Consider the following 16,036-nt stretch of genomic DNA (forward strand, 5'->3'; position numbering starts at 1 on the left):
GAAAAAAACCATTATATTAGGAGGAAATAACACATGTCAGTCATTTCTATGAAGCAATTGCTTGAAGCTGGTGTTCACTTCGGCCACCAAACGCGCCGCTGGAACCCAAAAATGAAGCGTTACATCTTCACGGAGCGTAACGGAATCTACATCATCGATCTTCAAAAAACAGTCAAAAAAGTTGAAGAAGCATACAACTTCACGAAAAACCTTGCAGCTGACGGAGGAAAAATCCTTTTCGTCGGTACGAAAAAGCAAGCTCAAGACTCTGTTAAAGAAGAAGCGGAACGTTCTGGAATGTACTATGTCAACCAACGTTGGCTTGGCGGTACGTTAACAAACTTTGAAACGATCCAAAAGCGTATCAAACGCCTTAAAGATATCGAAAAAATGCAGGAAAACGGCACATTTGACGTACTTCCTAAAAAAGAAGTCGTTCAATTGAAAAAAGAATTAGAGCGTCTTGAAAAATTCCTCGGCGGAATCAAAGAAATGAAAGAGCTTCCTGACGCACTGTTCATCATCGATCCTCGCAAAGAGCGCATCGCGGTTGCAGAAGCGCGCAAGCTGAACATTCCGATCATCGGAATCGTTGACACAAACTGTGATCCTGATGAAATCGATGTTGTCATCCCTGCGAACGATGACGCCATCCGCGCTGTTAAATTGCTGACTTCTAAAATGGCAGATGCCATCCTTGAAGCAAAACAAGGTGAAGAAGCAGCTGAAACAGAAGCGAAAGAAGCAGAAACAACTGAAACAACAACTGCTTAACCTGGTCAAAAGGTGATAAGGGGGTCTGCCTTTTATCACCTTTTTTTTCACCAGATCAACACTTACATATTTTGTTTGATATATAAGGAGGAAATCAAAAATGGCAATTACTGCACAAATGGTAAAAGAGCTTCGTGAAAAAACTGGCGCAGGCATGATGGACTGCAAGAAAGCGTTAACTGAAACTGACGGCAACATGGATAAAGCGATCGATCTTCTAAGAGAAAAAGGAATCGCAAAGGCTGCCAAAAAAGCTGACCGCATCGCGGCTGAAGGTTTGACTTTGATCAAAACCGACGGCAACACAGGCGTTATTCTTGAAGTGAACTCCGAAACGGACTTCGTTGCGAAAAACGAAGGCTTCAAAGAGCTTTTGAACGACCTTGCTGACCACATTCTTGCTGAAAAGCCTGAAAGCGTTGAAGCTGCTATGGCTCAAAAAATGGCTAACGGTTCAACTGTAGAAGAATACATCACAAGCGCGGTTGCTAAAATCGGAGAAAAAATCACGCTTCGCCGCTTCACTGTCCTGACAAAAGGCGATGACGCTGCATTCGGCGCATACCTGCACATGGGCGGGAAAATCGGCGTATTGACTGTCCTTAACGGCACAACTGACGAAGAAACAGCAAGAGACATCGCGATGCACGTTGCAGCTGTAAACCCTCGCTTCATTTCCCGTGACCAAGTGTCAGAAGAAGAAGCGAACCGCGAGCGCGAAATCTTGACTCAGCAGGCGCTTCAAGAAGGAAAGCCTGAAAACATCGTCGCAAAAATGGTTGAAGGCCGCCTGAACAAATACTTCGAAGAAATCTGCCTGCTTGATCAAGCATTCGTTAAAAACCCGGATGAAAAAGTGAAACAGGTCGTTGCTGCGAAAAATGCAACAGTTGAAACATTCGTCCGCTACGAAGTTGGAGAAGGTATCGAAAAACGCCAAGAAAACTTTGCTGAAGAAGTTATGAACCAAGTGAAAAAATAAGATTGAAAAGCCGCTTGCCTTAAAACACACGGCAGGATCTTTTCAAAGAAAATAGGGGACACAATTTGTGTCCCTATTTTTAAAACAGTTTACAAACCTTTTTTTCTCTTGCATAATAAATAACGGCAAGCATGCACTTGGAGGTTAATATGGAAAAACCAAAGTATAATCGTATCGTATTAAAGCTTAGCGGAGAAGCCCTTGCGGGTGAACAGGGAAACGGCATCAACCCGACCGTGATCCAGTCCATCGCCAAACAGGTGAAAGAAATCGCCGAGCTTGATGTTGAAGTGGCGGTCGTCGTCGGCGGCGGCAACCTGTGGCGCGGAAAAACGGGCAGCGATCTCGGAATGGACCGCGCAACAGCGGACTACATGGGAATGCTTGCAACGGTCATGAATTCCCTTGCGCTGCAAGACAGCCTTGAAACGCTCGGCATTCAATCAAGAGTTCAGACATCCATCGAAATGCGGCAGGTCGCTGAGCCATACATAAGAAGAAAAGCGATTCGCCATCTTGAAAAGAAGCGCGTCGTCATCTTCGCTGCCGGTACAGGCAATCCATACTTCTCAACGGATACGACAGCAGCGCTCAGAGCGGCTGAAATCGAAGCCGACGTCATCTTAATGGCTAAAAATAATGTCGACGGTGTATACAATGCCGATCCTCGAACTGACGAAACAGCCGTAAAATATGAAAAATTGTCTTATCTCGATGTGTTAAAAGACGGTTTGGCCGTCATGGATTCAACCGCCTCTTCACTTTGCATGGATAACGACATTCCGCTGATCGTCTTTTCTATTATGGAAGAAGGAAATATTAAAAAAGCCGTTTTAGGCGAACAAATCGGTACAATCGTAAGGGGGAAATAACGTGTCAACTCAAGTGATGAATGAAACAAAAGAACGGATGGAAAAAGCGATAGGCGCTTATCAGCGCGAATTGGCGACTGTACGTGCAGGACGTGCAAATCCGTCTTTGCTGGACAAAGTGACAGTTGAATACTACGGAGCGCAGACGCCTTTAAACCAGATCGCGTCCATTACGGTTCCGGAAGCGCGCATGCTTCTCATCACACCGTATGACAAAACAGCGCTCGGCGATATTGAAAAAGCGATTCAAAAAGCCGACCTCGGCATAACTCCATCAAACGACGGCAACATCATCCGGATCACGATCCCTCCTCTAACTGAGGAGCGCAGAAAAGAGCTTGCCAAGCTCGTGAAAAAATATTCGGAAGATGCTAAAGTCGCGGTTCGCAACATCCGCCGCGATGCCAATGACGATCTGAAAAAACTAGAGAAAAATGGTGAAATGACTGAGGATGAATTGCGCTCTTCAACGGAAGACGTACAAAAGCTGACAGATGAATATGTGTCAAAAATTGATGAGATCACAAAAGATAAAGAGAAAGAAATCATGGAAGTTTAATGAAAAACTCTGTACAATAGATAATAGTGAAAAGACCCTCTCATGTTTACAGGGGGTTTTTTTGTTAATACTGTTGTTATCAAGAACGATATAACAGGAAAGCAACCTTTTGGGTGATGGAGGACTCTCATGCTCAATATACTCAAAAATTGGAAGAATCAGCATTCAGCTGCTTCCAACATGGAATGTTACACAAAAGAAAATATTTTAAAAGGAGAAATTCCTGAACATATCGCCATTATTATGGACGGAAACGGCCGTTGGGCAAAGAAACGGGCGATGCCCCGCATCGCGGGTCATCACGAAGGCATGAAGGTAGTCAGACAGACGACAAAGCTTGCCAATGAGCTCGGTGTCAAAGCGTTGACGCTGTATGCCTTTTCGACGGAAAATTGGAAGCGTCCTAAGTTTGAGGTTGACTTTCTGATGAAGCTGCCTGAAGAGTTCCTGGGAACGTATCTCCCGGAGCTGGTCGAAGAAAATGTCCGGGTCCGCTTGACAGGCGATAGGGAAGGACTGCCGCCCCACACGATCCGCGCGGTTGAAAAAGCAATCCGTGATACGGAGAACAATGACGGACTTATTCTTAATTTTGCATTGAATTACGGGGGACGTGCAGAAATCGTCAGAGCCGCAAAGAGAATTGCCGAAGAAGCGAAAAAAGGCACATTGAATACCGAGGAAATCGACGAAAAGCTATTTTCCGATTATTTAATGACAGAAGCTTTGCAGGACCCTGATTTGCTGATTCGCACAAGCGGCGAGATCAGGCTGAGCAACTTCATGCTTTGGCAGCTTGCCTACAGCGAATTTTTATTTACCGATGTATTGTGGCCTGATTTTAAAGACGTTCACTTGCTTCAGGCTATCGGAGAATATCAGCGTCGCGGGAGAAGGTTTGGCGGAATTTAGAGGATGGTGCAGATGAAACAGAGAATATTGACGGGTGTGATCGCGGCAGCGGTTTTTCTGCCGCTCGTGATTTTCGGCAAGCTGCCGTTCACCCTGCTAGTTTATGCAATAGGTATACTCGCTCTATTTGAACTTTTAAGAATGAAAGGCCTGAAGCTTATCAGCGCTCCGGGTATCATCAGCCTGCTGCTTTTGGCGGTTTTGCTGTATCCAAGCCAATATGCGGAAGACGCGGGGCTGGGCATAACCAAAGGGGAGGTCGTCTTTTTGGCCGTCCTTTTGCTTTTGGCATACACGGTGCTCAGCAAAAACTCGTTTACTTTTGACGAAGCGGCATTCGTGGCGCTGGCAGCAGTTTATATCGGATTCGGGTTTTATTACTTTATTGAAATCAGAAACATCGGACTCAGCTATGTCTTTTTTGCAATCGGTGTCGTCTGGTCAACGGATTCCGGCGCTTATTTTATCGGAAAGGCGTTTGGAAAGCGGAAGCTCTGGCCTGAAATCAGCCCTAACAAAACGGTTGAAGGCTTTTGGGGCGGGATTTTGACAGCGGTCGTTTTTTCCGCGATTTATCAGGCTGCCACAGGTTTTCCGCACGCTTATCTGTTTGTGCTGATCATTACCGTGCTTTTATCAATCGTCGGTCAGATCGGCGATTTGGCCGAGTCTGCGTTCAAAAGACACTACAAAGTGAAAGACTCGGGCCGGATCCTTCCGGGACACGGCGGAATGCTGGACCGCTTTGACAGCTTTTTATTTGTCATGCCGGTTCTATACTTCCTGCTTGTTCTTTTTCAGCCGTTCGGGCTATGATAGAAAAGGGTACTGATAGCTAGAAAGAAACAGAGGTGCGGCAATTTTGAAGAACATATGTCTATTGGGGGCGACAGGCTCCATAGGAGAACAGACGCTTGATGTGATCAAAGCGCATGACGATAAGTTTCAGCTGACCGCCATGTCTTTCGGAAAAAACGCCGAAAAAGCGGCAGAAATCATTGAAACATTTAAACCGAAGTATGTATCTGTAGGGGATGAGCATACATATGAAGCATTAAAACAGCATTCTTTTTCTTACACCTTTAAAACAGGGATCGGGGAGGAATCTTTAATCGAAGCGGCCGTTAGTCCGGAAGCGGATGTCGTCGTCAATGCTCTCGTCGGCAGCGTCGGTCTTCTGCCGACTTTAAAGGCGATGGAGCATAAAAAAACAGTCGCGCTTGCAAATAAGGAAACTCTCGTGACAGCCGGTCATATAGTGAAAGAACACGCCCAAACATACGATGTCCCGCTCTTGCCAGTCGACAGCGAGCATTCTGCGATTTTCCAGGCGCTCCAGGGGGAAAATCCGAAGCATATTAAACGGCTGATCGTCACGGCTTCAGGCGGCAGCTTCAGGGACAGAACAAGGCAGGAACTTGAAGGGGTCACAGTGGAAGAAGCCCTCAATCATCCAAATTGGTCGATGGGTGCAAAAATCACGATCGATTCGGCTACAATGATGAATAAAGGGCTCGAGGTCATTGAAGCGCACTGGCTGTTTGATCTGCCTTATGACCGGATCGACGTCCTCCTTCACAAAGAAAGCATCATTCATTCAATGGTGGAATTCCACGACCGAAGCGTCATCGCCCAGCTTGGCACACCAGATATGAGAGTGCCGATTCAATACGCGCTCAGCTATCCGGAACGCCTGCCGTTTGATGAAGCCAAATCACTCGAACTCTGGGAAGTCGGACAGCTGAATTTTGCCCAAGCTGATTTTGAAAGGTTCCGCTGCTTACAATTCGCTTATGAATCAGGTAAAATAGGCGGTACAATGCCGACTGTTTTAAACGCGGCCAACGAGGAAGCCGTTGCGGCATTTCTTTCAGGCAGGATTTCCTTTCTCGGGATTGAAGACATTATTGAAAAAGCTTTGGAACGCCATCAGGTGATCGCAAAGCCGAGCCTTCAAGAGATCCGTGAAGTGGACAAAGACGCCAGAAAGTTTGTCCAAACATTACTCACATAAGGTGGTATGTTCGTGAATACTGTGATCGCGTTTATTCTTATTTTTGGAACGCTCGTATTTTTCCATGAGCTTGGTCATCTCATCCTTGCTCAAAGAGCCGGAATACTGTGCCGGGAGTTTGCTATCGGCTTCGGTCCGAAAATCTTTTCTTTTAAGAAAAATGAGACCGTTTATACGATCAGGCTTCTTCCGATCGGCGGCTTTGTCAGAATGGCCGGCGAAGATCCTGAGATGATTGAAGTGAAGCCCGGTTATACGGTCGGGCTGTTGTTCGACAGCGAAAACAAAGTCGAAAAGATCATTATCAACCAAAAAGAAAAGTATCCTGACGCATTGGTCATCGAAGTGGAGCAGGCTGACCTGGAGCATCAGATGAGGATTACGGGCTATGAGCACGGCAATGAAGATCATCTCTCATCCTTTTCTGTCAGTGAAACGTCCTTTTTCATCGTAGACGGGGAAGAAGTCCAGATCGCTCCTTACAACCGCCAATTCCATTCAAAAACGGTTTGGCAGCGTATAAAGGCGATTGCGGCCGGCCCGATCATGAACTTTATTTTGGCTTATGTCATTCTCGTAATGCTCGGCCTGATGCAGGGAGTGCCGTCTGACGAGCCGGTGCTCGGCAAGTTGATAGACAACGGACGGGCGGCGGAAGCGGGACTCCAGGAAGGAGACCGCATTCAAACGATCAACGGGGAGAACATGAGATCGTGGACGGATATTGTCAACACGGTCAGGGAACACCCTGAAAAAGAACTGAAAATCGTTGTGATGCGCGACAACGTCAAGGTGACGAAATACGTAACACCTGAAGCAGTCAAGGCAGGGGACGAAACCGTCGGCAGATTCGGCGCTTACAACCCGGTGAAAACAGGAATCCTGACATCAATTTCCTACGGTGCGACCGAAACGGCGACAGTAGCGCAGAGCATCGTGACCAATCTCGGAAAGCTCGTCACGGGACAATTCTCAATCGACATGCTGGCCGGTCCTGTCGGCATTTATGACATGACAGACCAAGTGGCCAAGACAGGCGTTATCAATCTGCTGAAGCTGGCCGCATTTTTAAGCATTAACCTCGGGATCGTCAACCTTCTGCCAATCCCTGCGCTGGACGGCGGCAGACTGTTGTTCCTGTTTATTGAAGCGATCCGCGGAAAGCCGATCAACCGAGAAAAAGAAGCGTTTGTCGTCTTTGTCGGCGTCGCATTTTTGATGCTCTTAATGCTTGTCGTCACATGGAACGATATCCAGCGCTTATTTCTGTAAAACCAATTGCCTTTTTTAAGTGCAGCCAAGCCTTTTAAAAGGCTCTTTTTTAGGGACGCCGTTCCCGACTCAAAAAGTAACCAACTGAAACAAATGAGGTGCGAACGAATGAGACAGAGCAGGACTTTAATTCCTACGCTCCGCGAAGTGCCGGCTGATGCTGAAGCAAAAAGCCATCAGCTTCTTCTCAGAGCGGGGTTTATCAGACAAAACACAAGCGGTGTATACAGCTATATGCCTCTTGCCAATAAAGTCATTCATAAAATCCAGAGCATTGTCCGCCAAGAAATGGAGAAAATCAATGCCGTCGAAATGCTGATGCCTGCTCTCCAGCAGGCGGAAACTTGGCAGGAATCGGGAAGATGGTACACGTACGGTCCTGAGCTCATGAGGCTGAAAGACCGCCACGGCCGCGAATTTGCCCTTGGCGCGACACACGAAGAGGTCATCACAAGCATCGTCAGAGATGAAGTGAAATCGTACAAGCGCCTTCCGCTGACCCTTTACCAGATCCAATCGAAATTCCGCGATGAAAAGCGCCCGCGCTTCGGTCTGTTGAGAGGCCGGGAATTCATCATGAAGGATGCGTATTCCTTCCATTCTTCCGCCGAAAGCCTTGATGAAACGTACAATGATATGTACCAGGCGTATACGAATGTGTTTACGCGCTGCGGCTTGAATTTCAGACCGGTCATTGCAGATTCAGGCGCGATGGGCGGAAAGGATACCCATGAATTTATGGCATTGTCCGATGTCGGTGAAGATACAATTGCGTATTCTGATCAGTCTTCATACGCTGCCAACATCGAAATGGCTGAAGTGAAGGAAGCCGGTGCTGGCGAGCAGGCTGAAATGAAAGAGCTCCAGGAAGTCCACACACCTTCGGTCAAAACGATCGAAGAAGTTGCCGCATTTCTTGGCATATCCCCGTCAGACTGCGTGAAATCAATGCTCATGAAAGCAGACGGACGTTTTGTCCTCGTGTTGACGAGAGGGGATCATGAAGTCAACGATATTAAGGTGAAGAATCTGCTCCAAGCAGAAACGATCGAATTCGCGAGCGCCGAAGAGGTTGCTGAGATAACAGGTACTGAGCCTGGCTTTGTCGGACCGGTGGGGCTTGACAGCGAAATCGAAATCTTTGCAGACTTTGCTGTGAAGGCGATGGCAAACGCAGCAGCAGGAGCGAATAAAACAGATTACCATTATCAAAACGTGAATATCAGCAGGGATGTGCACAATGTGACATTCGCCGATCTCCGCTTGATCCAGGAAGGAGACCCTTCACCGGATGGAAACGGAACGATCCGTTTTGCAAAAGGAATCGAAGTCGGACAAGTTTTTAAACTCGGCACCCGCTATTCTGAAGCGATGGACGCAACATACCTTGACGAAAACGGACGCTCTCAGCCGATGCTGATGGGCTGCTATGGAATCGGGATTTCCCGGACACTTTCGGCCATCGTTGAGCAGCATCATGACGATAAAGGCTTGATCTGGCCGCTGGAAGTGACGCCGTATGACCTGCACATCCTCGCGCTTAACATGAAAAATGACGCGCAGGTTCAGCTTGCCGAAAAGCTGTATGAAGATTTTAAAGCGAACGGCTATGATGTATTGTTTGATGACCGTGCTGAACGAGCCGGCGTTAAATTTGCAGATTCCGATTTGATCGGTCTGCCGATCCGCATCACGGTCGGAAAAAGAGCTGATGAAGGCGTTGTCGAAGTGAAGATCCGCAAAACCGGAGAATCATTTGAAGTCGCCGCTGAAGAGCTTTTGGACTTTATCGAAAAACAAGTCAAGAGCTTATCTTCTCACTCTTAAAGATGTTAAACTAGAGTAAAGGAAGGTACCTCGGGAATCGTCCCAAGGTACCTTCAATTATGATTTTCTTTTAGGGAGGAATCTGTCTTGGAAGACCAGCTTTCTGTCAACAGAAGACAGTTTCAAATTCTTCTGCAGCAGCTGAATGTAACGGAAGATACGATGATCCGTCACCTTGAAGGCGGACAAATCATAAAGCTGACCGTTCATAAAAACAAGAAGACATGGCACTTTCACTTTAAATTGAAAAATGTCCTGCCTTATCAAATCTTCGAACGGTTTCACACCCAGCTGACCCGCACCTTTTCCCATATCGCTCAGGTCACCTGTTCCATCGAGGCGGAAAACCCTTCGATTGACGAGCAGCTTGTTCAGGATTACTGGACGCGCTGCATCCAGGAACTCGATGGTATTTCCCCGCCGATTTTGACGCTTTTGAACGACCAAAAGCCCAAGCTTACGGGGAACAAAATCCTGCTTAAAACGAAAACAGATACAGAAGCATCCGCTTTAAAAAAGAAATACAGCTCACTCATCCAGTCAAGCTACTGCACATTCGGTTTTCCTGAGCTCCAGCTCGACACAGAAATCTTTGTGTCAGATCAAGAGATTCAGAAATTCAGAGAGCAAAAAATGGCCGAAGATCAAGAGAGAGCCCTTCAGGCTTTAATCGAAATGGAAAAGCAGGATAAGGAAGCCCAAGACGATGAAGCGCCGTCAGGCCCTCTTCAGATCGGCTACCAGATTAAAGACTCTGAAGAGATCAGAACGCTTGACAGCATCATGGATGAAGAGCGGAGAATTACGGTGCAAGGCTATGTATTCGACGCTGAAACAAGAGAGCTGAAAAGCGGCAGAACGCTTTGTATCTTTAAGATAACCGACTATACAAACAGCATTCTCGTCAAAATGTTCGCACGTGAAAAAGAGGACGCTGTTTTGATGAAGTCCCTGAAAAAAGGGATGTGGGTAAAGGCGAGAGGAAGCATACAAAACGATACATTCGTCCGCGATTTGGTGATGATCGCCAACGATGTCAATGAAATCAAAGGGAAAACCCGTGAGGATACAGCACCGGAGGACGAAAAACGTGTCGAGCTCCACCTCCATTCACCGATGAGCCAGATGGATGCCGTATCAAGTATCGGCAAGCTTGTCGAACAGGCGAAAAAATGGGGGCATCCGGCTATCGCGCTCACTGATCACGCTGTTGTCCAATCGTTTCCTGATGCATTCGCGGCGAGCAAAAAGCATGGCGTGAAAATGATCTACGGACTTGAAGCCAACCTCGTCGACGACGGCGTGCCGATTGCCTACAATCCGGTGCACCGCCTGCTTGAAGAGGAGACATATGTCGTGTTCGACGTCGAGACGACGGGGCTGTCGGCCGTCTATGATACGATCATCGAGCTGGCCGCCGTAAAAGTAAAAGGCGGGGAGATCATCGAACGCTTTGAAAGGTTTGCAAACCCGCATCGCCCTTTATCGGCTACGATCATCGAGCTGACTGGGATTACCGATGATATGCTGAAAGATGCGCCTGAAGCCGAAGAGGTCATCCGAGATTTTAAAGAATGGGTCGGAGATCACACGCTTGTCGCTCACAATGCAAGCTTTGACATCGGCTTCATCAATGTCGCCTACAAGCGTCTGCTGAATTCGGAGAAAGTGCAGAACCCGGTCATTGACACACTTGAGCTGGGCCGTTTTCTTTATCCGGAATTCAAAAACCACAGGCTGAATACGCTTTGTAAAAAGTTTGACATCGAGCTCACCCAGCACCACAGGGCGATTTATGATACCGAAGCGACGGGCTATCTCCTTGTGAAAATGCTGAAAGACGCGGCCGAAAAAAATATCATGTACCACGATCAGCTGAATGAAAATATGGGGCAGTCCAATGCCTATCAGCGTTCAAGGCCATATCACGCGACCCTTTTGGCAGTCAATGAGACAGGTTTGAAAAACCTTTTCAAACTCGTGTCGCTTTCACATATCCATTATTTTTACAGGGTGCCGAGGATCCCGAGGTCACAGCTTGAAAAGTACAGAGAAGGCCTTTTAATCGGTTCGGCATGCGACAAAGGCGAAGTATTCGAAGGCATGATGCAGAAATCGCCGGAAGAGGTCGAAGACATCGCTTCATTTTATGACTATCTTGAAGTCATGCCGCCTGAAGTCTACCGGCACCTGCTCCAGCTTGAACTCGTCAGGGATGAAAAAGCGTTAAAAGAAATCATCGCCAACATCACAAAGCTCGGCGAGAAACTGAATATTCCGGTAGTAGCAACAGGGAATGTTCATTACCTGAACCCTGAGGATAAAATTTACCGCAAGATTCTGGTTTCCTCACAAGGCGGCGCAAATCCGCTCAACAGGCACGAACTGCCGAACGTTCATTTCCGTTCGACGGATGAAATGCTTGAGGCCTTTTCATTTTTGGGTGAGGAAAAAGCGAAAGAAATCGTCGTCAAGAACACCCGTTTGATCAGCGAGCGAATCGAAGAAATCAAGCCGATCAAAGACGATCTTTACACACCGAAGATCGAAGGCGCAGATGACGAAATCCGCCGCATGAGCTATGAGAAAGCAAAAAGCATTTACGGCGACGACCTTCCGGAAATCGTCGAAAAGCGGATCGAAAAAGAGCTGAAAAGCATTATCGGCCATGGATTCGCCGTCATCTATCTGATCTCTCATAAGCTTGTAAAACGCTCCCTTGATGACGGCTATCTTGTCGGTTCAAGGGGATCGGTCGGTTCTTCCCTTGTCGCAACATTGACGGAAATTACCGAGGTCAACCCGCTGCCGCCGCATTACGTCTGTCCGGATTGCCGCCATTCCGAGTTTTTCAACGATGGATCGGTCGGTTCGGGATTTGATTTGCCTGACAAAGACTGTCCGAAGTGTGGAGCGGCCTACAGAAAAGACGGCCACGACATTCCGTTCGAGACGTTTCTGGGGTTTAAAGGGGACAAGGTTCCTGATATCGACTTGAACTTCTCGGGCGAATATCAGCCGCACGCCCACAACTACACGAAAGTCCTGTTCGGAGAGGATAACGTCTACCGTGCGGGAACGATCGGCACAGTCGCCGAAAAAACGGCTTACGGGTATGTCAAAGGGTATGCTAACGACAACAATTTGCATATGCGCGGGGCGGAAATCGACCGTCTTGTCCAAGGCTGTACAGGCGTCAAGCGGACGACAGGGCAGCACCCGGGCGGAATCATCGTTGTGCCTGATTACATGGATATTTACGACTTTTCACCAATCCAGTTTCCGGCGGATGCCACCGATTCCGAATGGAAGACGACGCACTTTGACTTCCATTCCATCCATGACAACCTGCTGAAGCTGGATATTCTCGGACACGATGATCCGACGGTCATCCGTATGCTCCAGGATCTGAGCGGGATTGATCCGAAGACGATTCCGACCGATGATCCCGAAGTGATGAAAATTTTCCAAGGGACAGAATCTTTAGGGGTAACCGAAGAGCAGATCGGCTGTAAAACCGGAACGCTTGGCATCCCTGAATTCGGAACCCGCTTTGTCAGACAGATGCTCGAAGACACCAAGCCGACGACATTTTCCGAGCTCGTTCAGATTTCCGGCCTGTCACACGGTACGGACGTATGGCTCGGCAACGCGCAGGAGCTGATTCACAATAATATTTGTGAACTGAGCGAAGTGATCGGCTGTCGTGATGATATTATGGTGTACTTAATCTACCAGGGGCTTGAGCCATCCCTCGCCTTTAAGATTATGGAATTTGTCCGTAAAGGTAAGGGACTGACACCTGAATGGGAAGAAGAAATGAAGAATAATAATGTTCCGGACTGGTATATCGACTCGTGTAAAAAAATCAAATACATGTTCCCGAAAGCCCACGCTGCGGCATATGTTTTGATGGCGGTCAGAATCGCTTATTTTAAAGTCCATCATCCGCTGCTCTACTACGCAGCATACTTTACGGTGCGGGCCGATGACTTTGATATCGAAACGATGATCAAAGGGTCGACAGCGATTAAAGCCGTCATGGATGACATCAACTCTAAAGGCCTTGACGCTTCTCCGAAAGAGAAAAGTTTGCTCACGGTGCTTGAGCTGGCGCTTGAAATGTGCGAAAGGGGCTTCTCTTTCCAAAAAGTCGACTTATACAGATCGAGCGCTTCCGAATTCATCATTGACGGAAACAGCTTGATTCCGCCGTTTAATTCAATACCGGGGCTTGGAACAAACGCCGCTTTGAATATTGTCAAAGCAAGGGAAGAAGGCGAATTTCTTTCCAAAGAAGATTTGCAAAAAAGAGGCAAGGTGTCAAAAACGATCATGGAATACTTGGAGCGCCACGGCTGTCTCGAGTCGCTCCCAGATCAGAACCAGCTGTCTTTATTTTAAAGGCTGCCGACTTATTCGGCAGTCTCTTTTTTGTTTTCTAACCCAGCGCGTTCTTCGAAGATTCAGAGGCGCGTATAGTGCGGAAAGTTTGTCAGATTGATTGACAATAAAAATACATTAATGTTAATATTTTCAAAATGATATTATTCTATAAAGAAGTTCACTTTTTCAGTGAACAGAAGTTAGTTTCTTGATTAAACAAACAAAGTTCTTCGTTCCTCCGGCAAACATTGAACCTGTGTGAATCTGCAGCACATCTTCAAATTTCAAAAATTCAATCAGTCTCTTCTCCGCTTACCGAAAGACACCATTTGTCCGTCACTAAAGGAGGTGAGTGTCATGTAAACATCGGCTGTTTTGAAGGAAAACAAAATGAGGAGGAAGGAGTCCGTTGAAAGAGAAAGCTTTTTTGAAAATGAAAGCGTTTTTCTTTGTTTTACTGCTTACGTTTGCGATGTTGTTCATGCCGGCTTTCGGCAAGGCGGACATTGCATTTGCGAAAGAGAACCAAAATTATGCGGAGTTGCTGCAAAAATCAATTCTTTTCTATGAGGCGCAGCGCTCCGGAAAGCTTCCGGAAGGCAGCCGTCTGAATTGGAGAGGGGACTCTGCGCTTGAGGATGGAAAAGATGTCGGCCATGATTTGACAGGCGGATGGTATGATGCAGGAGATCACGTGAAGTTCGGCCTTCCAATGGCTTATTCTGCGGCCGTTCTGTCATGGTCCGTCTATGAGTACCGCGATGCCTATGAAGCGGCCGGACAGCTTGATGCGATATTAGACAATATCAGATGGGCGACAGACTATTTTATTAAAGCGCATACAGGCCCTTATGAGTTTTGGGGCCAAGTCGGCCATGGGGCCCAAGATCATGCCTGGTGGGGCCCGGCCGAAGTAATGCCTATGAAGCGGCCGGCTTATAAGATAGATGCAGCCTGTCCCGGGTCAGACCTTGCCGGCGGTACAGCAGCAGCCCTAGCTTCTGCATCAATCATTTTCAAGCCGACAGACGCTTCTTATTCAAATAAACTATTGGCCCATGCCAAGGAATTATACGATTTTGCCGACCGCTACCGCGGCAAATATTCAGACTGCATTACAGACGCGCAGCAATATTATAATTCGTGGAGCGGATATAAAGATGAACTGACATGGGGAGCTGTCTGGCTCTACTTGGCAACCGGCGATCAAAAATATTTGGATAAAGCGCTTGCTTCGGTCTCAGATTGGGGCGATCCCGCAAACTGGCCTTACCGCTGGACGCTTTCCTGGGATGACGTCACTTACGGAGCACAGCTGCTGCTCGCTCGTCTGACGAACGAATCCCGATTCACCGCATCTGTCGAACGCAATCTTGATTATTGGTCGACAGGCTACAATCATAATGGAAGCACAGAGCGTATCACTTATACACCAGGCGGGCTGGCATGGCTTGAGCAGTGGGGATCGCTGCGCTACGCTTCAAACGCCGCTTTTCTCGCTTTTGTTTATTCAGATTGGGTAAAAGATGCCGGCAAAGCAAAAAGGTATCGGGATTTTGCGGTTCAGCAATTGAACTATATGCTTGGGGATAATCCGCAACAGCGCAGCTTTATCGTCGGGTACGGAACAAATCCGCCGAAGCACCCGCATCACCGCACCGCACACGGTTCATGGGCCGATCATATGAATGTGCCTGAAAACCACCGCCATACCCTTTACGGCGCGTTAGTAGGCGGACCGGGAAGAGACGATTCGTACCGGGACGAAACAAATGATTATGTGTCAAACGAAGTTGCGATCGATTACAATGCGGCTTTCACGGGCAATGCAGCCAAAATGTTTCAACTGTATGGTGCCGGGCAATCACCGCTGCCTCATTTTCCCGAAAAGGAAACACCAGAAGATGAATTTTTTGCGGAGGCATCCATAAACAGCTCGGGAAACAACTACTCAGAAATCAGAGTGCAGCTTAATAACCGATCAGGATGGCCGGCAAAGAAAACCGATAAGCTGTCTTTCCGCTATTACGTGGACCTGACTGAAGCGGTGAATGCCGGATTTTCTTCGGAAGATATAAAGATCTCAACCGGATACAACGAAGGGGCGTCGGTGTCCCAGCTGAAGCCATATCACATCGGCGAACACATTTACTATACGGAAGTCAGCTTCAGCGGGGTTATGATATACCCCGGGGGTCAATCCGCCCATAAGAAAGAAGTTCAGTTCCGCCTAGCGGCTCCGGCGGGGACGTCTTTTTGGAATCCGAAAAATGACCACTCTTACCGGGGGCTGTCACACACGCTGGCAAAAACCCGGTATATACCAGTATATGATGAAGGCCGGCTTGTTTTTGGAAATGAGCCCGACTAAAAAACACCCGGATTCAATCCCCGGCAGTCCCATCATATGAAACGAAAGCTTGAAGCTTCAAAAGGAG

General features: G+C 47.6%; 11 protein-coding genes. All 11 read left to right on the forward strand.

The window, feature by feature from the left end:
- Positions 1–33 precede the first annotated feature (33 nt).
- The 11 genes from rpsB (at position 34) to M1D67_RS09480 (ending at position 15,969) form a co-directional block, all read left to right on the forward strand.
- The gene (gene rpsB / locus M1D67_RS09430) at positions 34–774 is read left to right on the forward strand and encodes a 30S ribosomal protein S2 (RefSeq protein ID WP_025811393.1); all 741 of its coding nucleotides are present in this window, start codon (positions 34–36) and stop codon (positions 772–774) included.
- 100 nt (positions 775–874) lie between these two features.
- Positions 875–1,756 (forward strand): translation elongation factor Ts, encoded by an 882-nt coding sequence (tsf, locus tag M1D67_RS09435; RefSeq protein ID WP_020451415.1) that lies wholly within the window; start codon positions 875–877, stop codon positions 1,754–1,756.
- A 149-nt stretch (positions 1,757–1,905) separates the two neighbouring features.
- Positions 1,906–2,628, forward strand: coding sequence for a UMP kinase (gene pyrH, locus M1D67_RS09440; RefSeq protein WP_020451416.1), 723 nt, complete (start codon positions 1,906–1,908; stop codon positions 2,626–2,628).
- A gap of 16 nt (positions 2,629–2,644) precedes the next feature.
- Complete coding sequence (gene frr, locus M1D67_RS09445; RefSeq protein ID WP_154495759.1) at positions 2,645–3,187, forward strand: ribosome recycling factor; 543 nt, start codon at positions 2,645–2,647, stop codon at positions 3,185–3,187.
- A gap of 129 nt (positions 3,188–3,316) precedes the next feature.
- On the forward strand, positions 3,317–4,099 hold the full coding sequence (locus M1D67_RS09450) for an isoprenyl transferase (RefSeq protein ID WP_020451418.1): 783 nt from the start codon (positions 3,317–3,319) through the stop codon (positions 4,097–4,099).
- A 12-nt stretch (positions 4,100–4,111) separates the two neighbouring features.
- Positions 4,112–4,915, forward strand: coding sequence for a phosphatidate cytidylyltransferase (locus M1D67_RS09455; RefSeq protein WP_020451419.1), 804 nt, complete (start codon positions 4,112–4,114; stop codon positions 4,913–4,915).
- Between the two features lie 46 nt (positions 4,916–4,961).
- Positions 4,962–6,113, forward strand: coding sequence for a 1-deoxy-D-xylulose-5-phosphate reductoisomerase (gene dxr / locus M1D67_RS09460; protein ID WP_026579731.1), 1,152 nt, complete (start codon positions 4,962–4,964; stop codon positions 6,111–6,113).
- Between the two features lie 6 nt (positions 6,114–6,119).
- On the forward strand, positions 6,120–7,385 hold the full coding sequence (gene rseP, locus M1D67_RS09465; protein WP_095323561.1) for an RIP metalloprotease RseP: 1,266 nt from the start codon (positions 6,120–6,122) through the stop codon (positions 7,383–7,385).
- A gap of 108 nt (positions 7,386–7,493) precedes the next feature.
- Positions 7,494–9,212: a proline--tRNA ligase gene (locus M1D67_RS09470; RefSeq protein ID WP_479831785.1), complete on the forward strand. Its 1,719-nt coding sequence runs from the start codon at positions 7,494–7,496 to the stop codon at positions 9,210–9,212.
- Positions 9,213–9,299: 87 nt separating this feature from the next.
- Positions 9,300–13,616 carry a PolC-type DNA polymerase III gene (locus tag M1D67_RS09475; RefSeq protein ID WP_020451423.1) on the forward strand — a complete coding sequence of 1,439 codons (4,317 nt, stop codon included), beginning with the start codon at positions 9,300–9,302 and terminating at the stop codon, positions 13,614–13,616.
- Positions 13,617–14,007: 391 nt separating this feature from the next.
- Positions 14,008–15,969 (forward strand): glycoside hydrolase family 9 protein, encoded by a 1,962-nt coding sequence (locus M1D67_RS09480; protein WP_479831786.1) that lies wholly within the window; start codon positions 14,008–14,010, stop codon positions 15,967–15,969.
- Positions 15,970–16,036: the final 67 nt, after the last annotated feature.

The organism is Bacillus sp. PK6-025, assembly GCF_056530265.1.